21 protein-coding genes and 1 other RNA gene are annotated in these 21,161 nt (G+C 43.3%); all 22 read right to left on the bottom strand.

Annotation, left to right across the window (positions count from 1 at the left end; all coding sequences use genetic code 11):
• Positions 1–37: 37 nt before the first annotated feature.
• The 22 genes from pepF to ACYVLS_RS00815 all read right to left on the bottom strand — a co-directional run bounded on the left by pepF (position 38) and on the right by ACYVLS_RS00815 (position 20,635).
• Positions 38–1,843 carry an oligoendopeptidase F gene (gene pepF / locus ACYVLS_RS00920; RefSeq protein ID WP_460320165.1) on the bottom strand — a complete coding sequence of 602 codons (1,806 nt, stop codon included), beginning with the start codon at positions 1,841–1,843 and terminating at the stop codon, positions 38–40.
• 479 nt (positions 1,844–2,322) lie between these two features.
• Positions 2,323–3,273: a phosphoglycerate dehydrogenase gene (locus ACYVLS_RS00915; RefSeq protein ID WP_460320163.1), complete on the bottom strand. Its 951-nt coding sequence runs from the start codon at positions 3,271–3,273 to the stop codon at positions 2,323–2,325.
• A 51-nt stretch (positions 3,274–3,324) separates the two neighbouring features.
• Entirely contained in the window at positions 3,325–4,155 is an 831-nt protein-coding gene (locus tag ACYVLS_RS00910; RefSeq protein ID WP_460320161.1) for a hypothetical protein, read from the bottom strand.
• A gap of 24 nt (positions 4,156–4,179) precedes the next feature.
• Positions 4,180–5,058: a 16S rRNA (cytidine(1402)-2'-O)-methyltransferase gene (gene rsmI, locus ACYVLS_RS00905; RefSeq protein ID WP_460320183.1), complete on the bottom strand. Its 879-nt coding sequence runs from the start codon at positions 5,056–5,058 to the stop codon at positions 4,180–4,182.
• Complete coding sequence (locus ACYVLS_RS00900; RefSeq protein WP_460320159.1) at positions 5,036–5,389, bottom strand: GIY-YIG nuclease family protein; 354 nt, start codon at positions 5,387–5,389, stop codon at positions 5,036–5,038. Before ACYVLS_RS00900 ends, rsmI begins: the two co-directional genes overlap by 23 nt.
• The gene (locus tag ACYVLS_RS00895; protein WP_460320181.1) at positions 5,370–6,092 is read right to left on the bottom strand and encodes a tRNA1(Val) (adenine(37)-N6)-methyltransferase; all 723 of its coding nucleotides are present in this window, start codon (positions 6,090–6,092) and stop codon (positions 5,370–5,372) included. Before ACYVLS_RS00895 ends, ACYVLS_RS00900 begins: the two co-directional genes overlap by 20 nt.
• A 1,038-nt stretch (positions 6,093–7,130) precedes the next feature.
• Positions 7,131–7,691: an anaerobic ribonucleoside-triphosphate reductase activating protein gene (nrdG, locus tag ACYVLS_RS00890; protein ID WP_460320157.1), complete on the bottom strand. Its 561-nt coding sequence runs from the start codon at positions 7,689–7,691 to the stop codon at positions 7,131–7,133.
• A gap of 1 nt (position 7,692) precedes the next feature.
• Positions 7,693–9,894: an anaerobic ribonucleoside-triphosphate reductase gene (gene nrdD, locus ACYVLS_RS00885; RefSeq protein WP_460320155.1), complete on the bottom strand. Its 2,202-nt coding sequence runs from the start codon at positions 9,892–9,894 to the stop codon at positions 7,693–7,695.
• Between the two features lie 144 nt (positions 9,895–10,038).
• The gene (gene nrdF / locus ACYVLS_RS00880) at positions 10,039–11,001 is read right to left on the bottom strand and encodes a class 1b ribonucleoside-diphosphate reductase subunit beta (protein ID WP_460320152.1); all 963 of its coding nucleotides are present in this window, start codon (positions 10,999–11,001) and stop codon (positions 10,039–10,041) included.
• 51 nt (positions 11,002–11,052) lie between these two features.
• Complete coding sequence (gene nrdE, locus ACYVLS_RS00875) at positions 11,053–13,239, bottom strand: class 1b ribonucleoside-diphosphate reductase subunit alpha (protein WP_460320150.1); 2,187 nt, start codon at positions 13,237–13,239, stop codon at positions 11,053–11,055.
• Entirely contained in the window at positions 13,223–13,597 is a 375-nt protein-coding gene (gene nrdI / locus ACYVLS_RS00870; RefSeq protein ID WP_460320147.1) for a class Ib ribonucleoside-diphosphate reductase assembly flavoprotein NrdI, read from the bottom strand. The genes nrdE and nrdI overlap by 17 nt, the downstream gene beginning before the upstream one ends.
• A gap of 2 nt (positions 13,598–13,599) precedes the next feature.
• A complete protein-coding gene (nrdH, locus tag ACYVLS_RS00865; protein WP_460320145.1) occupies positions 13,600–13,830 on the bottom strand; it encodes a glutaredoxin-like protein NrdH in 231 nt (76 codons plus the stop codon).
• A 296-nt stretch (positions 13,831–14,126) separates the two neighbouring features.
• Entirely contained in the window at positions 14,127–14,471 is a 345-nt protein-coding gene (locus tag ACYVLS_RS00860; RefSeq protein ID WP_228587773.1) for a DNA replication initiation control protein YabA, read from the bottom strand.
• 129 nt (positions 14,472–14,600) lie between these two features.
• On the bottom strand, positions 14,601–15,599 hold the full coding sequence (gene holB, locus ACYVLS_RS00855; protein WP_460320142.1) for a DNA polymerase III subunit delta': 999 nt from the start codon (positions 15,597–15,599) through the stop codon (positions 14,601–14,603).
• 17 nt (positions 15,600–15,616) lie between these two features.
• Entirely contained in the window at positions 15,617–15,946 is a 330-nt protein-coding gene (locus tag ACYVLS_RS00850) for a cyclic-di-AMP receptor (protein ID WP_106192989.1), read from the bottom strand.
• Positions 15,947–15,970: 24 nt separating this feature from the next.
• A complete protein-coding gene (gene tmk, locus ACYVLS_RS00845) occupies positions 15,971–16,606 on the bottom strand; it encodes a dTMP kinase (protein ID WP_460320139.1) in 636 nt (211 codons plus the stop codon).
• A 498-nt stretch (positions 16,607–17,104) separates the two neighbouring features.
• Positions 17,105–17,332 (bottom strand): YaaL family protein, encoded by a 228-nt coding sequence (locus ACYVLS_RS00840; protein WP_460320136.1) that lies wholly within the window; start codon positions 17,330–17,332, stop codon positions 17,105–17,107.
• Between the two features lie 10 nt (positions 17,333–17,342).
• Complete coding sequence (gene recR / locus ACYVLS_RS00835; protein WP_460320134.1) at positions 17,343–17,939, bottom strand: recombination mediator RecR; 597 nt, start codon at positions 17,937–17,939, stop codon at positions 17,343–17,345.
• A 70-nt stretch (positions 17,940–18,009) separates the two neighbouring features.
• The gene (locus ACYVLS_RS00830; protein ID WP_460320132.1) at positions 18,010–18,330 is read right to left on the bottom strand and encodes a YbaB/EbfC family nucleoid-associated protein; all 321 of its coding nucleotides are present in this window, start codon (positions 18,328–18,330) and stop codon (positions 18,010–18,012) included.
• Positions 18,331–18,349: 19 nt separating this feature from the next.
• Positions 18,350–20,065: a DNA polymerase III subunit gamma/tau gene (gene dnaX, locus ACYVLS_RS00825; protein WP_460320130.1), complete on the bottom strand. Its 1,716-nt coding sequence runs from the start codon at positions 20,063–20,065 to the stop codon at positions 18,350–18,352.
• 149 nt (positions 20,066–20,214) lie between these two features.
• An RNA gene (gene ffs, locus ACYVLS_RS00820) (signal recognition particle sRNA small type) lies at positions 20,215–20,304 on the bottom strand.
• 124 nt (positions 20,305–20,428) lie between these two features.
• Complete coding sequence (locus ACYVLS_RS00815) at positions 20,429–20,635, bottom strand: hypothetical protein (protein WP_460320128.1); 207 nt, start codon at positions 20,633–20,635, stop codon at positions 20,429–20,431.
• Positions 20,636–21,161: the final 526 nt, after the last annotated feature.

Below are 21,161 nucleotides of genomic sequence, written 5' to 3'. Positions count from 1 at the left end.
ACTGGATCGTGCCACATTTCGTGGGCAGACAGTCTAATTATTTATTCAGTTGTCCCGTCAGTTCGATGATGCGGTCAACAGACTCGTCCAGATAATTGATGGTATCTTTCAGAGGCTTGTCTGTAGTAATATCCACTCCGGCTACTTTTGGTGCTTCAGCAGGAACTTTCTGTCCGCCTAGTGCCAGGAATTCCAGCCAGCCGTCGACTTTTTCTTCGCCGCTCTTGATTTTCAGGAAGGCCTGAGTCGCAATGGTCAGTCCGGCAGAATAGGTGTACGGATACAAGCCCATGTAGTAGTGAATCTGACGCATCCATGTCAGTTCCGCTCCCGGCTCCAATTCAACTGCATCGCCCCAGAACTGTTCGAGCACGTCTTTTTTCAGCTCGCTCAGCTTGTTGGCGTCAAAACTCTTGCCGGCGTCAATTAGACGGTAGACTTCACGCTGATAAGCTGCTTCCAAGAGGTGCGTGACGAAGTTATGGAAATAAGTGCGGGAAATCATTTTAGATAATACTGAACGTTCCGTACGCGGATCGTCTGTCTTGTTTTTCAAGTAATCTGTCAACAGCAGTTCGTTAAAGGTTGACGGTCCTTCAATCAAATAAAGAGACGGACGCGCGCTGGTCAGTGGATTATTTTCGTTAGACAATACCCCTTGACCGGCATGACCGAGTTCATGAAACAGCGTATAGGCATCGGTCAATTGACCTGTCCAGGTTACCATGACATACGGATGTTTGCCGTAAGTGGTTGAGCAGAACGCACCGGAGCGTTTCCCAATATTTTGAGCAAAGTCCACCCAGCGTTCCGGATACGAACGAAGCATTAAATCAACATAATCCTGTCCCAGTGGAGCCAGTGCGTCTTTCACCAGATCTTTAGACTCTTCAATGGTCACCGGCATGGTGTGCTCGGGATCCAAGTCAACTTTCAGATCGGCATAGGTCATTTTATCCAGTCCATGCACATCCTTCAGGTGCGTGATGAACTTGCGCATGACCGGCGCAAAGTCGTTCATGATGGTATCAATCTGGCGGTGGTACAGTTCCTGATCGACTTCCTGACTTTCCAGTAAATAGTCAAAAATAGAATCATAGCCGCGCATGTCAGAAATGGTTTTTTCTTTCTGAAGGTGCGTATAGTAAGCGGTCGCTACAACGTTTTTATAGCGGCCAAGCACGTCGTTAAATTTGTCGTAAGCCGCACGACGGATTTTTGGATCTTCGTGATACATATAGACTTCTTCATAAAGGACAAAGCTCAGCGGGTATTCTTTGCCGTCCACTTCAAAAGTTCCGTAATCGGCATCATTTGAGCGAGCCTGTTCAAAAATTTCAGCCGGCGAGTCAAAGACCGGTGACAGCTGTGCCAGCGCTTCTTCGACTTTCGGATCCAGTTTAGCCTGCTTGGACTTTTTGATTTTACGAACATAGGCTTCAAAGGTTGGTTCTTTTTCAACGACTTCGTTTAGTGTGCTTTCTTCTAAGTCTTCAACTTGAGACTGGAAAAAACTCAGTTTCGCCCCTACTCCGGCAAGTACATTAGATACGTGACGGGTGACCTGCTGTGCTTCGCTGTCTGAGATATCAACGGAAACCGGCAAATGACCATACTGTCCTAAGTGTGAGGCAGTCGCTACCAATTTCTCGTAATCTTTAATCGCTTGTACGACGGTATCCGAATCGCTTAAGTTGCCATCGTATTTCGCTGAAAAAGCCGCAACATCTTTCGGTAGCTGTTCAGCTGTTTGTTCGAATGCTTCCTTAGTTTCAAAAATGGCGGACAGGTCCCATTTCAAATCTTCTGACACTTCGGATCGTTTAAGTAATTGTTCTGACATTAATGAATCTCCCCTTATAAAGTATGACGAGTCTTCGATATGACACGATGTCACTATCACATCAAAAAAAAGACTTCTAGGAATGAGTATAGCATAATTTTTCAGAAAAAGTGAGAGTTTTTTCAGTATATTTTAATCTATTAACTGTTCCTTCTCATTTATCGGCTTGAAACAGCATCATTCGATTATACTGATAGGATTTATTTGTAAGTAATAAATAGTTTAATCATTGTTCAGCTTCCATTTTTCGTGTGAAAGATGATTATCGGCTAGTTAATCATTGTTCAGCTTACATTTTTAAATCGAAAGACGATTATCTCAATTTAATCATCTTTCAGTTTTGAATGCCTGCGTGAAGAACGATTATCCTCCTTATAATCGTTCTTCATTTTATAAACATAGCAGGAAGTATGATTATCTCCAGCTCTCATCTCATGAAAAAACCCTTCTCAACTGCTCAGCAGCTAGAAGGGTGCATTTTAATAACCGGACGCGTAGTCCACAACATTTTTTGAAACAGATTGTTGTTCAGCGTACTCTTCGAAATTCTCTCTAAACAGCTGAAACGCACTCTCGGCATAATCTTCAAGGGTCCCTGAAATATGCGGGGTCAGCAAGACATCGTCTCTTTGATAAATCGGGTGGTCCGTCGGCAGCGGTTCCTGGTGAACCACATCCAAGGCGGCAAAGGAAATAAATCCTTCATCAAGCGCTTGCAGCAAATCATCTGTCACCACTGTCGATCCTCTTCCGACATTGATAAATACGGATGACTGCTTCATTGTCTTGAATAAGTCCAGGTCAAACAATTCTTTCGTTTCATCAGTCAGCGGCAAAATATTCACGACGACATCAGCATTGGCCAGCGCTTCAGCTAGCTTGTCCTGTGTAAACTGTTCATCCATATAGTCTACCGGTCTGCCGGAACGATTGACACCAATGGTTTTCATACCGAATGCCTTCGCCAACTTTCCAGTCTGTCGGCCGATTTCTCCAGCCCCAACGATGGCCATTGTCCGCTGATTCAGCTCAAACGCTTTCTCAACCTCATCCCATTTACTCTGCATCTGCATTTTAATTGAGTAGCCGATGCCTCTTGAGTGACTCAACAGCATGCCAAAAATTGATTCTGATATGGCGTAACTGTGTATGCCGCTAGCATTGGTCAAAGTGATGTCATGTTTTTTCAGTAAATCCAGATCCATATAGTCGACACCCGAGGAAGTCAGCTGAATCCATTTCACATTCATCTTTGGATTTTCCAGTAGCTTGGTTCCCTCTTCCTTGTTCCAGCCGTAAACGATTTCGATATCCTCCACTGCCGAGGCTTCCTCCACAGAATAAATCACCTTATAATCAGCTGACAATTCTTTTAAGTCTTTCAAATGCTCTTCTTTTAATTCGCTAAAGCTTAATAATAGTTTCGACACGTTCTTCACTCCTTCTCTGATAGTTTATCTTACTTGCTTTGAAAAACTCAACTAAGAAGGATTTATAATTGTTTCATATTCTCCCGTTACCGCATCCAGCTTCTGCAATTCATCGGTGGACACGTTGTAGCGGTATAGACCAATCAGGTTTGACCACGTGACGCCATCCTGCTCGACTGCTTCTCTTGCTTCAAGCTGGACCCAATCGTCTGTTGTCATATTGACAAAAAAGAAGTAATTTTCATAGCTCAGTTCTTCCAAAAGAATCAGCTGGTCAAAGGCATAATTTTCTGCCTCTTCTTTTGTCCAGTCTCTCTCGCTGTTTTCTGCATCCTTTTCTGCTTCTTTTTCACTCAGCCAGGCCGACAAGTCTTCATCCGAAGCCGTTTCAATAGACTGACCAGTGGCAGTTAAATACTCTTCAGCTAAAATCGCTGACTGCCGCTCTTCTTTATAAGCTGATTCCTGGTTAGTGCTGCTGGCATTGGAAGCTTGAACAGACTGGATAGATGCCTGTAAATTTTCTGCTTTTTCAGCCAGGTCGCTGGCGTCACTTAAATCGTATTGAAAAAGCTTGCTCAAGGTTCCGGCAGCTGCGTCAAAGTGTTCTGCTTCGTATTCCTTTTCCGCCCGGGTCAGCAATTCCTCAAGCGCTTCATTTTTATCATAATCACTTTCTTCATTCGTCTCGGCTTCTTCAGCTAGTTCAGCCTCCGAGTCATCAGACAGCTCGTCATCTTCAGCTGAATCAGCACTGGCGGTATCAAGAACGGCGGTTTCATTAACCTCGTCCTCCGTCATGGTCTCTTCAGTGTCTCCCTGACAGGCACTGAGTCCTAAACTAAGTAACAGGGTAGATAAAACTACTAATCTTTTGGGCATCTTATATCCTCCTCCAATAAGTTTTTATCCATTAATTTCGTGGTAAGCAGCATATACTTCGCGTTTGGGCAAATCTCTCAGTAGAGCGACTTCCTTTATTGCTTTTTTACTTGGTAGATGGTGTTCTTCAATCATGAAGTCAACGTGTTCTTTGAGACTTAAATGCTCCCATGTTTCCTGAATTTCAGCTTCCGCTTCATCGTTACCTTCGGCAATCAGTACAAACTCGCCTCTGATCTGCTCTTCACTCAGCCAGTCGTAGACTTCCTGAGCACTGCCTCGGATAAATTCTTCAAAGCGCTTCGTCACTTCTCTGGCTAAGACGAGCTGTCTTTCTGGGCCGAACACCGCCACCATCTGTTCAACCACTTTTTTGATACGGTGCGGGGATTCATAAAAAATCAGCGTTTCTTCCCGCTTATTGCATTCATTTAGTTGTTCAACCAGTTCTTTCTTTTTCCTTGGCAGGAAGCCGTAGAAATAAAAAGGCTGTGGGGCCAGGCCGGACGCAATTAAGGCTGTCAGTGCGGCGTTCGGTCCCGGTAAAGGTACAACCGCTATGCCAGCTTCCAAAGCAGCTTTTACCAGATCAACTCCAGGATCACTAATGGACGGCATGCCTGCATCACTGACCTGGGCAATGGATTCCCCGTCCAGCATCTTCTCTACCAGCTGGGGTGTCCGTTCTTTGGAGTTGTGCTCGTGATAACTCAGTTGATGTGTTTCAATCTCAAAATGGTTCAGCAGTTTCTGGGTGTTTCTTGTATCTTCTGAAGCAATAAAGTCTACTTCTTTCAAGACGACCACCGCTCGAAATGTCATATCATCTAAATTACCGATGGGGGTTGGAACTAAGTATAAGATCCCCTGTTCTCTTTCTTCAAAACTCTTCTGCGTGTTCACCATCTGTCTCGCTCCCCTTTCTGATTACACAATCCGTCCGTTTTCCGTATGGCTTGTGGACACCATATTGTTTTAGATACTGTTCTTTCTGCTTGCGCTTCAGTTTTTTAAACGCCGCTTCCGCTTTAGTTGCTGCGCTTCTTGATTCAAATGATTCCGCATAGATCATTTTCAGTGGACGTCTTCTTTGAGGGCGGGTGTATTTCGCGCCCACTCCCCGGTTATGTTCATCGAGGCGTCTCATTAAATCTGTTGTGTAGCCGCCATAAAAGGTCCCGTCTTTGCAGTGCAGGACATAAAAAAAGCTGGCTTTAGTCGTCGGTGCCGTCATCGCCGTAAATCATCCTTCTCACTTCCGGAAAATACTCGCCCTGCTCGTCAAATACATAAAGCGGCGGTAATATTTTCAGGCCATTTTCCTTACCTTGTTTGATGCCTTCTATCAGCAGCATATTGGCTTCCCGGTCGGCTTTTGGGTAGACAAACCGAATCCGCTTGGGAGCCAGGTCCACTTCCCGCATCGCGTCCATGATTTCCAGAAACCGCTCCGGTCTGTGCACAAAGTAAGCCTTTCCTTTTGTTTTCAGCAAGCCGGCTGTTTCTGCCATGAGCTCCTTCAATGTCAGGTGCAGCTCGTGCCTGGCAATCGCCAGATGTTCATTAGGATTTTTTCTGCTGTCATCCGACACGGTGAAATACGGCGGGTTACACGTGATGACATCGACAGAGTCTTTTCTTATGTGTTCGGTTACGTGATTGACGTCCGCATGAATCATCTGTACGCGGTCTGTTAGCTCATTCAACTCAATACTACGCTCCGCCATATCCACCAGACGCTCCTGAATTTCCACTGCCGTCACCGGACTAGTTGTTTTCTGACTGAGCATCAAAGCCACCGCACCGTTTCCGGAACATAAATCCACTACCTTTGCCCGGTTGTGCTTCGGAACATTAGCAAAATCGCCCAGCAGAACCGCATCGAGAGAAAACGAGAACACTGACGGACTCTGAATGATTTCCAGATTAAACTGCATCAGCTGATCGATGCGTTCGTCACCTTTTAATTCTATATTCACTGACTTCTTCCTTTATCAATTGATTAGTTCCAGTATACCAAAAATTAAGTGCATAAATAATCGGTTTTTCAAGATTCTAATAAGGAAGAAATGATGGCCATCATTTCTATCCACTTTAAAAAGACTGGCTTTGTGCTTTGGTAGTTATATGTACTGCACTTTAAGTATTCTTTTTAGCCGTAGAATTGACAAAAGCCACTCAAAAGTGAGTGGCTTTCTGGTTAAACATAAATATTTGTAAAGCAAATTGCTGGTTATTTTCTATTCATATCTATATTACTAAGTTTCTCATTTAAACGACACAATCCCTACCTCTATCGTGTCCTTACAGCTCCATAGCTGCGCCAGTGCGAATAAACTTCGTTAAAACGTGTTTATATAATATTTCATATTTATCTTCAACGTCCTTATAGTATACCATAATTTCTCTAAAACACCTAATTTGCTGCCTCCTGCTCCTGAATTTGAGAAACACTGGCTGGTTTTTTTGCTGCTTCGGTTAACTCAAAACGTTTTTTCCTGGAGACTGCCGAAGTAGTCCTGTCTTTGGTTAACTCATTACATTTTCGCTCAGAGTCCGCCGAAGTTGATTGGTCTTCAGCAAACTCAGAGTTCTTTATATTCGAGTCTGCCAAAGATAATGAAACTTCGGTAAATTCGTCTCCCTTTCTCTCTGAGCTTACCCAAGAAGTGCGGACTTCGGTTAACTCGTACTCTTTTTTTTCTGGAGTTTGCCAAAGCAGTACCCACTTCGGTCAGCTCGCACCCTATTATTCTGGAGTCTGCCGAAGATAGTCAAACTTCGGTTAACTCACCCTCTTTTTCTCACCCAGTCTACCGTAGTCGTCAACCACTCACCTATCTACACAGCACACTCCAAGCTTTAACAACCTTAAGCATATCATTAGCACGACAAAACACCTCAACTAACCTAGTAACATAAGAAAAAAGACTTCAAGAAGGTGACTGAATTGAAGTCGACCTTCTTGAAGTCTTTTATTTATACTCTCCCACTTTCCACAAAACGACTGTCTCCTGCTCAAGTGATTTCTGCACGTCAATAATTCGCTGATTGGAACTGCCTCTGAAAGCAAGGTTCAAATCCATCTTGTCCTGCTCGAATCGTCCGTCTACTAACACGTCGATGAGTGCCAATAGTCTCTTCTTGTCGTCTGTTCCATCCATCAACTCTTCCCAGGTGTAGCCGGTCCAGGACCAGATATCTTTCGTCCAGCCGAATGTTTCCCGAACTTCCAGGCATAAAGGCACGGTCACGCCGGTGTTTAAAAAGGGTTCCCCACCCAACAAAGTCAGGCCCTGACAGTAGTCGGCCCGCATGTCTTTAATAATCTGGCTTTCAAGCTCCCTGGAATAAGGCGATCCGTAACTGAAGTCCTGCGCCGCTTTATTGTAGCAGCCTTTGCAGGCAAAGGGGCAGCCGCTGACATAAATGCTGCACCTGACCCCTTCTCCGTCCACAAAGTTATAAGGTTTATAGTCGGCGACATAGTTTTTACTGAATCGGTCTGTTGTCCATGCAATTGGATCAACTGGCATATTAATCAGTCCCTTTTATGTGTTTGACGCGTGATGAGATTTCCTTGTGGCGGCCATCAACCATTGGACGCTTCTGCGGATTACCAAGGTAGCCGCAGGTTCGCTTGACGACATCACAGGTTTCCGGATTCGTATTGCCGCAGCCCGGGCACTCAAAGCCATTTTCGGTCGGCTTGAAGTCACCTTCAAAATCGCACTCGTAACAGCGGTCAATTGGTGTGTTTGTTCCCAGATAGCCCACACGGTCGTAAGCATAGTCCCACACAGCTTCCAGTGCTTTCGGATTGGTCTGCAGTTTAGGGTACTCACAGTAATGGATAAAGCCGCCGCCTGTAAATTTAGGGTAATCTTTTTCAAAGTCCAGCTTTTCAAAAGGTGTCGGATTTTTCCTGACATCATAATGGAAACTGTTTGTGTAGTAGCCTTTGTCGGTGATGTCTTTAATAATCCCGAATTTATCTGAATCAAGCTTACAGAAGCGGTCAGTTAAGCTTTCGCTTGGTGTGGAGTAGACAGAGACATGAATGCCGCTCTCGTTCCCCCACTGATCCGCATGGGTCTTGAGTTCTTTCATGATATCCAGGGTGAACTGTTTCGCCTGTTCATTTGTTTCCCAGTCCGGTCCGAAGAATGTCGCAGCCGCTTCGTACAGGCCGATATACCCCAGTGAAACGGTGGCACGCTTATTTAAAAACAAATCAGATACTTTGTCATCTTTAGATAGACGTTTCCCGAAAGCGCCATGCATGTACAAAATAGGCGCATTGGACGGTTCTGCCTCCATTACTCGGTTCGCTTTAAACAACAGCGCATCCTTCAGCAGACGCAGACGCTCTTTCAGGAGGGCGTTGAATCGTTCCGTGCTGCCTTTTGCTTCGATGGCAATACGCGGCACATTTAACGTCACGACACCCAGATTCATTCGTCCGGCAGATACATCATTACCTTGCTCATCCTGCCAGCCTTGAAGGAAAGAGCGGCAACCCATCGGTGTTTTAAAACTGCCTGTAATGTCGACCAGTTTGTCGTAACTCAAAACATCCGGATACATCCGCTTAGTTGAACACTCCAGAGCGAGTTTTTTGATATCATAATTCGGATCAGCTGCATTCAGGTTCAAGCCGCGCTTCAGTGTGAAAATCAGTTTAGGAAAAATAGCCGTGCGTCTTTCTTTACCCAAACCATTAATGCGCACTTTCAAAATGGCTTTTTGAATTTCTCTCTCAATCCAATTGGTTCCCAGTCCAAAGCCCAAGCTGGTAAAAGGTGTCTGCCCTTGTGATGTGTATAGGGTGTTGATTTCGTACTCCAGACTCTGCATCGCGTCATAAATATCTTTTTTCGTCTTTTCTTTTGCAAAGGCCTGCTGCTTGTCTTCACCGTCAATCCATTCTTTTGCCGTATTCATGTGTTTTTGGTAATTGCGTTCAGCATAGGGAGCCAGCACTTCATCAATGCGGTCAAAACTGCAGCCGCCGTACTGACTGGATGCCACATTGGCAATAATCTGTGCGGTCTGAGCCGCAGCCGTCTGGATAGACTTAGGTGAATCTACTTCGGCATTTCCAATCTGAAAGCCTTCCTCAAACATGTGCTTGAAGTCAATCAGACAGCAGTTACTCATCGGTGCATATGGTGTGTAGTCCAGATCATGATAATGAATTTCCCCTTTTTCATGGGCATTGGCCACGTGAGCCGGCAACATCTTCAGCCCCAGCGCCTTGCCTACTATGCCTGCTGTCAGATCTCTTTGCGTATTGAAGACTTTACTGTCTTTATTGGCATTTTCGTTGACGATTGATTTTTCTTTCTGTAAAAGACTTTGAATCATCGCATTAACGTCACGTCTTGTTTCCCGTTCTTTTTCTTTTTCTTCCCGCCTTTGAATGTAGCCCTCGGCTAAATCCTCGAAGTTGTTTTCTTTCAAAACACTTAATACATATAAATCAATGTCTTTTGTGTCAATCTGGCTTGGTTTCTTTTCAACTATCAGCAGTTCCACATCGTATGCAATCGCTTTTAAATCGTCAATCGAATAATTCAGATCCAACTGCTCAACGGCCTGAAATAGAGCTTCCGTTATTTTCTTGCGGTTGTACTTCTGCAGGCGTCCGTCTCGTTTCTGAACCTGGTCCAGCTCATTATTGATAACATTTTCGTTATTTTTTCTGATTTCCTGGTCATTCCATTTAACATTTTGCATAAGAAACACCGTCCTTATAGGTTTTAGTAGTTTCGCTCGCTTATTCAAACATTCACAAGCGTTCTTAAAAAAAAGCATTGTGAATCTATTTATGTATGGATAGAGTGAAGGCGCCTGAACGTAGCGACGCCCTATCCAATTATGTTAACTTAACCATTTTTCGTAATCACTGTCATCCATCGATTCAACCATCCCAACAAGGTAGCCGTTACCAACCTGCGAGAAGAAATCATGGTTACTGGTCCCAGTCGAAATACCGTTCATGATAATCGGATCGACATCTTCAGCCGTGTCAGGAAACAGCGGGTCAAAGCCTAAATTCTGCAGAGCTTTATTCGCGTTATAGCGAAGGAATACCCCCACACTGTCTGTCCAGCCGATTGAATCATATAAATAGCTTGTATATTCTGTTTCATTTTCATATAGCTTAAAGAGCAATTCATAAGTCCAGTTTTTCAGTTCTTCTTGTTCAGCCTCTGTCAGCTGTTCAAAGCCAATCTGAAACTTATAACCGATATACGTGCCATGAACAGACTCGTCACGTAAAATCAGCTTAATAATCTCAGCCACATTGGTCAGCTTACTGTTACCCAGGTAACGCAGCGGCGCATAAAAGCCTGAATAGAAAAGGAAGGATTCCAGAAAGACACTGGCTACTTTTTTCTGAAGTTCTGTTCCATCCTGATAAATCGCATTGATAATCTGCGCTTTTTTCTGGAGCATCGGGTTGCTGTGTGTCCAGTCAAAAATATCGTCAATTTCAGATTTCGTATTCAGGGTACTGAAAATGGCGCTGTAACTTTTGGCGTGCATGGATTCCATAAACTCGATATTGTTGTATACCGCTTCTTCGTGCTGGGTCCGGCTGCTCTTTTTCAGCGCTTCAATTCCGTCCTGTGACTGCAGTGTATCCAGAAGAGTCAAGCCTCCAAATACTTTTGCAATCATATCTTTTTCTTCAAGGGACAGTTTATTCCAGTCGCTCAAGTCATTGGACAAAGGAATACGTGTATCAGTCCAGAACTGTTCAACCAGCTTTTCCCAAGTCAGTTTATCAATCATGTCTTCGATGCGATTCCAGTTGATCGCTTTATATGTTTCGGTCACTTTAAACTCTCCTTCATTCAACTGACGCTTTTTATGCTCAATGCAGAAAGCTTAAATCGTACAACTTTCGCAGGCGTTCGCACCAATTTCTTCCTGATCATCTGTAAAGGTTCTGATATAGTAAATTGATTTGATGCCTTTTTTATGGGCATAATGCCTCAGAATCGTCAAATCGCGTGTCGTCTGCTTATTGGTTCGACCTTCTTTCCAGTCATACAGGTCTTCCGGAATAGCCGAGCGCATAAACAGTGTCAGGCTCATGCCCTGGTCCACGTGTTTCTGAGCAGCGGCATACACATCAATGACTTTACGCATATCCATATCATAGGCACTGACATAGTACGGCATCGTTTCGTTGGACAGATAAGGTGCAGGATAGTAAGTCTTCCCTGTCAGCTTCTCCTGTCTTTCTTCTACTAAACGCGTAATCGGATGAATGCTTGCTGATGTTTCATTGACATAGCTGATGGATCCGGTCGGTGCCACAGCCAGTCTGTTCTGGTGATACAAGCCGTAAGTCTTGACCTCTTCTTTCAGCTGCAGCCAGTCATCCTGAGACGGTACAGCAATGCCGCGTTCCTCGAAGATCTGAGCAACTTTATCATAGTCGAATGAAAAAGTCTTTTCTGTGTAACGGTCAAAATAACTGCCGTCAGCATAAGATGATTTTTCAAAATTGTGGAAAGTCTGGCCCCGCTCTTTAGCCATCTTGTTGCTGGCTTTCAGTGTATAGAAATTCAGCAGCATAAAGTAAGCATCCGTAAATTCAATGGACTCAGGTGAGCCGTAGTCCATCTGGTTCAAGGCGAAGAAGGTGTGCAGTCCCATCGCTCCCAGACCAATCGTATGATACTTGTCGTTTCCATTTTTAACGGTCGGCACGGCTTCAATGCTTGATTTGTCTGTCACGTAAGTCAGAGCACGGACCATTGTATCAATTGACTGTCCAAAATCAGGCGTATTCATCAAGTTGACAATATTGGTCGATCCGAGGTTACAACTAATATCAGTTCCCAGTACGTCATATTCCTGATTATCTTTGATGACAGACGGTTCCTGAATCTGAAGAATCTCACTGCAGAGATTACTCATCGTGATTGTGCCGTGAACCGGATTTTCTTTATTAGCAGTATCGATATTAATGATATACGGATAGCCGGATTCCTGCTGGAGCTTGGACAGTTCATTTTCCAGCTCTCTTGCGTTAACTTTTGTTTTCTTGATTTCCGGATTAGCTACTAAGTTGTCGTACTCTTCCGTAATATCAATGTAAGCAAAAGGTTCGCCATAAATGCGTTCAACGTCATACGGACTAAAGAGATACATGTCTTCGTTACGGGCAGCGAGTTCGTAAAACTTATCCGGTACGACAACGCCTAAAGACAACGTCTTCACACGGACTTTTTCATCTGCATTCTCTTTTTTAGTTGATAAGAAACGGTAAATATCCGGATGGAAAATGTTCAGATACACAGCTCCTGCACCGTTACGTTGTCCAAGCTGATTGGAGTAACTAAAACTGTCTTCCAGAAGCTTCATGACAGGTAAAACGCCACTTGATGCATTCTCGATTTTTTTAATCGGATCCCCTGCAGCTCTGAGGTTTGACAGGTTCACTCCAACACCTCCGCCAATACGTGACAGCTGGAGAGCTGAATTGATGACCCGGCCAATACTATTCATGTCATCCGTTGCCTGAACGAGGAAGCAGGAAACGAGCTCGCCTCTGCGCTTGCGACCTGCATTTAAAAAAGTCGGTGTGGCAGGCTGATAACGCTGATTGATGATTTCCTCAGCAATTTTACTTGCCAGTTCTTCGTTGCCATCTGCCAGAAACAAAGCGTTAAAAGCTATTCTGTCTTCAAAACGCTCCAGATAACGCGCACCGTCATCTGTTTTCAGAGCATACTGGGTATAGAATTTATAAGCGCCCATAAAGGAGCGAAAACGGAATTCTTTTTTATACAGGTCTTCAAATAGTTCAGTAATGAATGCTTGTGAATACTTCTTAATAAAGTCTTCTTCAATAAAATCGTGTTCAACTAGGTAAGTAATTTTCTCGGCAACTGTCTCAAACTGAACCGTATTCGGATTTACATGTTCGTTAAAGTAAGCTTTAACTGCTTCCTGATCCTTATGGAGAGGAATCTGGTTGTTTACCGGTCGGTTGATTTGATTATTCAGCTGAAAATACGTTGTTTCTTTGGGTTCTACTTTTACTTTACTTGTGGTCGTCAAGATTGTTCACCGCTTTCTTCAAAATACGTACATCTTCATCCGTTCCCTGAAATTCAAATTGATGAAGCAGAGGAATATCGTACACCTCAGAGAGTGTTTTAGCTGTAGACACATAGAGCTGTCCAAAATTAAGGTTGCCGCCTCCAGCTACTCCTCTTGCAAACTGTCTGTTCTGTCCTGTCTCCAGAAAATCTTCCAGGCATTCCTTCACTTCTCCGTCATAGGTCGGAGTTACAATGATGAATGGCTGATTTATCTCAATAAAAGGATTTGCCGGATTCAACTCCAGCAAATCCATATTTAATTTCTTGACAAATTTTCTGGTCTGTCCGGTTAATGATATATAAACGACTAACATAGTTATGCCAGTCTGTTTAATAAATCTGGTCGGAAACCGTGGAAGGCTTCTAATCCTTCAGCAATGACAACAGGAAGTGAGCTGAATCCTAAACTTTTCACTTCGTTGACTGCTTCTTTGTTTTCTTCGATATCTTTTATCTGGTAAGGAATGCCCTTATCTTCCAGAAATTTCTTCGTGAAATTGCACTGCATGCAGTTTGGTTTTGAATACACAATAACTGTTTTTTCCATTTTAAACTCTCCTCTTTCAGGTGATTAAGCGTTTTTTTAGACACAATATATAGTTTCGTCATGATTGACAACTTTTTTCTGACCAACTTTATTCGATAGTTTTATTTTACAGTACAGGAAATAAAAATCAAGCATTAAACACCAGATATACTAAACTTATTTAAACCGAACACAACATGTAGTGTTCGTTACCAAAAAAGCACTCCCGTCAATTCGGTACAAATGTACCAGTAACGGGAGTACTCTGTTTTAAAATACATCTTTGTCTTTTTACTCAACACTATATATTGTGGTACTTATTTTCGTTCGCCATAAATAACTTCCAGACAGAAAGCGCAAGGTTCATCGCCATCTCGTCTTGAACCATAGAAGAGATTGCACACATGAAAACCATCTTCATATATTTTCTCCAGATTCAAACGTGATTTCGTCATGCCGGAATCAGCGGCTTGTTTCTCTACTGACTGCTGCTTGATGATTTCTGCCAGCCGATCTCTCAAATGCTGATTTTCCATACGCAGGATGTGGTTATCTTCCGTTAAGTGAGATAACTCATCTTTCATGTCTTTAATTATATTTAAGGTGGCTTCTGCTTGAGATTCCAGATCTGAAAATGTATCATGCAGTTCTTTTTTATTCATACGTCACCACTTCTTTATACTTTCATCGTTTGCTTATTTTTTCACCAGATAAAAAATAGAATTGATTATCTTTTTATAGCATACCATGATTGCATTTAAAAAGCCAAACTGACTGAGAACAGTTTTCAGTTATCTGCGTTCTTTTGACAAGGCAACCATCTGATTTGCGCAATCCTCATAGATACCCTGAGCAGCGACATTGCTGTCAAGGTATCGTTTAGCCATCAGGATGATTTCCATCCAACCGGCAATCGTTATCGGCCGCAGTCGATCAGCTTCTTCTTTTATTGCAGAAGCCTGCTGCTGAAAGCCGACAGCATAATTATCTGATACCTGGCTGTTTAAAATATCCTGAAGTATCAATAAAATTAAATCCAGAAAGAGATACTGGTCGCTTTTTTCTTTTGTCAGCGGCATAATATCGGTCTGCACATAAACAAATGCCTGCTGATCCCCTTTAGCAATAAAAGCAAACCACTTCCAGGCCGTTTTAATCAGCTGATTCAACTCATCTCTCTCAGCCATCTCTTCGGCTGTTTCAGCATCATTTGTCAGGTGAATGAGTACAGCTGCTTTTTCTTGGGAGATACCTCTGTCTACTAGAGCGGACAGGCGATCCTCTTTTGAGAGTTGTGGAAACTGGATAATCTGACAGCGCGAGACAATCGTCGGCAGCAGCTTCTGTCTGGCTGTGGTCAATAAGAAGACGATAATGTCTCCTTCCGGTTCTTCAAGGAATTTCAATAGACTGTTGGCTGCCTGATTCGTCATCTTTTCTACATCTTCAACGATGACAATTTTCCTGCGGCTTTCCATCCCACTTTTGGTAAATTCTTCTTTTAAGTTTCTGATTTGAGCAATTTTTATCGACTGGCCATCCGGTGCCAGTTCGACGACATCAGGATGCTGATGCGATGCAATCCGGCGGCAAGTCTGGCAAGTCAAACAAGCCCCTTCGTCTTTGTCGGCTTCCTTGCAATAAAGCGTCTGGGTTACCCACAGAGCGATTTCCTTTTTCCCGGTGCCGGCCTTGCCTTCAAAAATATAGGCATGCTGCAGTGTCTGATTGGTTACTAACTGAAGAAACAGCCGCTGAATGCTCGGCTGTCTGGTGTTTTGAGTAGACATGTCTAGTCTCCTACTATTTAAAATTGTAAAAACTGGTCGATTGGAAGGACAAAGAGTGTGGCTCCGCCTACTTCAACGTCAACTGGATAAGTCAGGTCAGACTCAAGTGTAAAGTCATAAGACGGTGGACTCATCATTGTCTGGCTTCGAGTTGAACAGTTTTCCTTGATCAGTTCCAGTACGTCATCCACTTTTCTGTCTTCTACTCCTAACAGAAATGTCGTGTTTCCTGAACGTAAAAACCCACCTGTAGAAGATAGTTTTGTCGCTCTGATGCCATTTTCCACAAATTCATCTGCCAAACGTTTGCTATCCTGATTTTGAACAATTGCAACGATTAATTTCATCGTAATCATCCTTCCTGTTTGTCTTTACTCACTAATTAATGAGCGAATTTTTTCCCATGCTTGCTGATACACAGTTTCTTCATCCTGAGAAGCGTCTATAATCTCAAAACGGTCGGGATCCTGTGCAATGATTTCCTTGTAGCCTTCTCTCACTTTATCATGGAAGGTTACTTCTTCCAGTTCCAGACGGTCCTGAGCACGATTGGATTTTTTATCCATAATTCGAGCCAGGCCGATACGGGCCTCAACGTCCAGATAAAGTGTGGTGTCAGGCTTCAGTCCTTCTATTGCGAATTCATTAATCGCTCTCACTTCGTCCATTCCGATACCTCTGGCTTTTCCTTGGTAGGCAATCGAGCTGTCGACAAAACGGTCACAGAGTACAATGTCCCCACGATCGAGAGCGGGACGAATTTTTTCCACAACATGCTGACGTCTTCCTGCCGCTAAAAGAAGCGCTTCGGTACGGGCGTCCATTTTTGTATGTACGGGATTAAGAATAATTTCTCTGATTTCTTCCGCAATCTCACTTCCGCCCGGCTCTCGTGTCATCACTAACGGGCGCTTGGTATGCGCGACAACAGCCGCGTTCAGACGCTTGACCAGACTTGACTTTCCTGCACCATCTGGACCTTCAATGGTGATAAATAAACCTTTCACTTGTGTTCCTCCATTAATATACTTACTGTATTCTTGTTTCTATTATACGGTAGATTCAACCGTCTTGTCCATTCGTTTATAGAATCGATTACACATGCATTTTAAACTATCTTTTTTTACTGTGTCGAAAGCTGTCTTACTGACAGCTTTCTTCATCTTTTAGTGCATCATCAGCTGAAATACTGACTGTTACTGCGGCTTAAGCAGCGGCTATCTTTTCTTCAAGTCTTTTCGGTACAAGTTTTGCTGGAATTAGTGCAAACTCGTGTCGATTAACTCCAATTCGGCATAAGTTTTACTAAAATCAATGCCAACTTGTACCGATTAACTTTATTCGACATGAGTTTTATCATAAATAGTGCAAACTCGTGTCGATTAGCTCTATTCGGTAGATGTTTTATCAAAAACCATAAAAAAGCACCGCACAGTTCGTCATTTTGAAAGGAAAATGATATCTATCCTTTTGACGTGTGATGCTGAGCGGTATTTTACTATTTTTTATTTTAAGAGGTTTCCCTGAACCTTTCTGATTCGTGCTTCTTTGAACAGGTAAAAATACTTGGCTTTCTGAAGCTTGAGTTCCGCATCCCATTTTGGATGCTCTTTAATCATCAAGCGCTCCATACCCTTTGCATTTTCATAAAACTCTTTCTGCTTTTGAATCTGATCTATCAGTTTCTGGTCATACGTCTTTTTTAACTGGTGCTTTTTTCTAAATAATCCCATTATTCTAATCCTACATCTCTCTTCTACCTTCAACTGCTTTCAGCAGTGTCACTTCATCCGCGTATTCAATATCACTTCCGACGGACAAACCGTGTGCCAGTCGCGTCACTTTAATGCCGGCCGGCTTAATCAGACGAGACAAATACATCGCTGTCGCCTCGCCTTCTGCCGTTGCATTCGTTGCAATAATGACTTCTTTCACTTCGTCTTTCTGAAGTCGCTTGATAAGTACCGGGATATTGATATCTTCCGGTCCAGTCCCTTCTATCGGAGACAAGACGCCATGCAGCACATGATACAGGCCTCTGAAGTCCTGCATCTTTTCCATCGCAATCACGTCTTTTGCCTGTTCGACAACGAGTATAAGGGACTGGTCACGATTTTTATCCTGACAGATGTCACATGGATCGTTCTGCGTCATGTTTCCGCAGACGGAGCAGTAAGTCAAATCGCGTTTTACACTGATGAGCGACTTTGCAAAACGCGTCACGTCATCTTCATTCATATTTACCGTATAAAAAGCCAGGCGGGCAGCTGTTTTCTCCCCTATTCCTGGCAATTTCATGTAACTGTCCATTAACTGTGCAATCGGTTCTGGATAATGCATAACCGTATCCTTTCTCCTGTAAAATCAGTCAGACATCAGCCCTGACTTTACAGTCTTCAAATGTCCTCTTTTACATTCCAGGAATGCCTAGACCTTTAGAGTATTTACCCATTGATTTCTCAGTTTCTTCGTCAATTTTAGTCAGAGCGTCATTCACTGCCAGAAGAACCAGGTCTTCAATAATTTCCACATCTTCAGGATCCACAATATCTTCTTTGATAGATACTTTCTGAAGTTTTTTGTCTCCAGTAAATGTAACAGATACTAAGTCGTCATTAGCTGTACCGACAAATTCTGTCTGATTCAATGTCTCCTGAGCCTGTTCCATTTCTTTTTGCATCTTCTGCATTTTTTTCATCATACCTTGCATATTTCCCATTCCACCACGCATGTAGTTTCGTCCTCTCCATTTAGTCTTTTATCGTTACTGCTTCTTTTCCAAAAATATCGATGGCTTCACTGACCACAGAGTCTTCTTCCGAATCAGCAGACTGCTCTTCAGGAGCCGTTTCTGCTTCTTCCTCGGGCGAACTGTTTTTCATTCGCTGGATAAAGGCCTGTCTGACAGTTGGCCACTGGTCAGCCGGTACACTGCACATGTCAGCCCGGTGCCCGATGACTTTTTCGAGATAATCCCCAATGGACTCGATTAAAAAGGTATCGCTTGAGGCTCTCTCACATAGAATATCATAATCAAAGGTGACAACCAACCCATGAGGACTGGCCGCAACGGGTTTAGAAGTCTTTAGAATGGCCTTTTGTCCGGCCGGCAGGTAACTGATTAAATCAGGCCAGACTTCTTTCAGACGGTTCAGGTCATCTTTGGTCGCTTTTTCAAGGACATTAAAGACCTGAGTTTTATTTACTTTGAACTGCTGCTGCTTTTTGGCCTTGCGGGCTGTCTTCTGAATCTGTTGCGCTGCAGGAGCCTGTGACTGCTGCATCTGTTCCAGTGTTTTCTGCATCTGAGCCATTTTTGCCTTGAGTGCACTGACTTCCTTGTCGTCAACTCCCCCACCATTCGCCTGAACCACTTGCTGATTCGGACTAGGCTGGGTCAAACGCACGGTAGCCACTTCAAGGTAAACTTCAGCATGACTCGACTGCCGCATTTCCTGCTGGGTGTGGTTCATTACACGAATGATTTCATACACTTTTTCGGCCTCAGCATCTTTGACCAGTTGGGTAAACTGCTCATTGACTTTGCTCATTTTCAGCACGGTTTCTTCCTGAGTTTTCTGATAAATCAGAATATCCCGGCAGAACAAGATGGTATCGTCAGCCAGGCGGTTCGCATCCTTCCCTTCCTGAAGAATCGAGTGCAGAAGCGACAGACCTTTTTCCGTATCATTGACGAGTGAGGCTCGGACATATTCGCTAAGCAGTTCCTGCGTGACACTACCCGTTATACGCAGCGTTTCATCCAGCGTTATCGTTCCATTCGAAAAGGAAAGTGCCTGATCCAGAATACTTAAAGCGTCCCGCATCCCGCCTTCTGCTGCCTTAGCAATGGCCAGCAGCGCATCTTCTTCAAAGTCGACCTGTTTTTCATTCAGAATAAAGGTCATACGGCGCACAATGTCTAAAGGAGCAATTCGTCTGAAATCAAAGCGCTGTGTCCGCGAGATAATCGTGAGCGGAATTTTATGCGGCTCCGTTGTCGCTAAGATAAAGACCACATTGACGGGCGGCTCTTCTAGCGTTTTTAATAAGGCATTGAACGCTCCCATCGAGAGCATGTGGACCTCGTCGATAATATATACTTTGTAATCAGCCTGAGTCGGCGCATAATTGGCCTTTTCTCTAATGTCTCTTATTTCATCCACACCATTGTTGCTCGCTGCATCGATTTCAATGACATCCGGCAGGCTTCCCTGAGTAATCGACTGACAAATGTCACACTCGTTACACGGTTCCCCGTCAACTGCATACTTACAGTTCATGGCTTTGGCAAAAATTTTAGCCGCACTCGTTTTCCCCGTTCCCCTCGGTCCGGAGAACAGATAAGCGTGGCTTGTATTCCCGTGACTTAATGCATTACGCAGTGTCTTCGTAACGGCTTCCTGGCCCGCTATATCTTCAAAGCGCTGTGGACGCCATACGCGATATAAAGCTTGATAACTCATTTTTCTCCTCTTTTCCTTGTTGCCTTCACTTCTTTATTATAGGTCAAAATCAGCTGAATTTAAAAAGAAATTTAGTCAATTATCCAAAAAAAAAGATGCCCTCATGATAAGGAACATCTTTCTATGAATAACGTGCATGTTTCATCACTATGTATCACATGACACATGGTGGAGCAGTACTTAGTGCTGCTTCCTTCCGGACCTGACACGGTTCATACGCCCACCATTGCCATGAGGCCTTGCGGCACTTATTATAATAGCATAGAACTCAATCTTTTTCCAGTGAATTTTCAAAATCGGTGATTGGATTGATCGAAAAGTTGCCTCATACTCAGTGCACTGGCTTACACATGATTAATTAAATTAAATCGAGCAGCTGGCCCCTTTTATTTTTCTCATCACTAAAGCACTAGATTTCGAAGCTATGAAAGGAATCAGTAGAAATACTGAACTGATTATAAATATAGTGGTTAAAAGAGAGTCAGGTAAAAGTAGTACGATTAGCTGCAGCAGTACAAAATACAGCAGGTAAAAGCCGATACTTAAAGCGGGACAGAGAAACTGTTTCATTGTAATCACTCCTATTCAACTGGCAGTATACCATGCAGGGTATCTCTATTGCTACGTCAAATTTAAGCAGTGAACTTTGTGGGATCTGATTAAGGGTATTTGAACGGGAAAAGGTTATTCGAAAAAAGTAGAAGGTTAAAGAGCATAAACTCATGCCGATTCAGCCATTTTCGAAACAAGTTTGGCACAATCGTTCTAAATCTTCTCCCGATTGCGTCTAATCGAAACAAGTTTTCCCGATTCACACTGAAACTCATACCGAATAGAGCTATTCGATACAAGTTTACCTGTTGGCAATAGTAAAGCGTACGGTTCTATTAAAAACTTTTTAAAATAATAGAAAAACACGTTCCAACAGCATCCATACTTACAGAATGCGCTGGAACGTGTTTTCCTATTTATATGATTTGTTAACTACTTTTATCGGCTTGTTCAGACTGTTTGAGCGAACCGCCCATACCGCCTATTAAGCCTATTAACACCAGCAGAATAACTTTAAGCACTCTTTTCAAGATAATCCTCCTAG

It is taken from the genome of Alkalibacterium psychrotolerans, assembly GCF_054784355.1.
The sequence above is the reverse complement of the archived record's forward strand: the minus strand, read 5'-3'. Positions and strand labels throughout refer to the sequence as shown.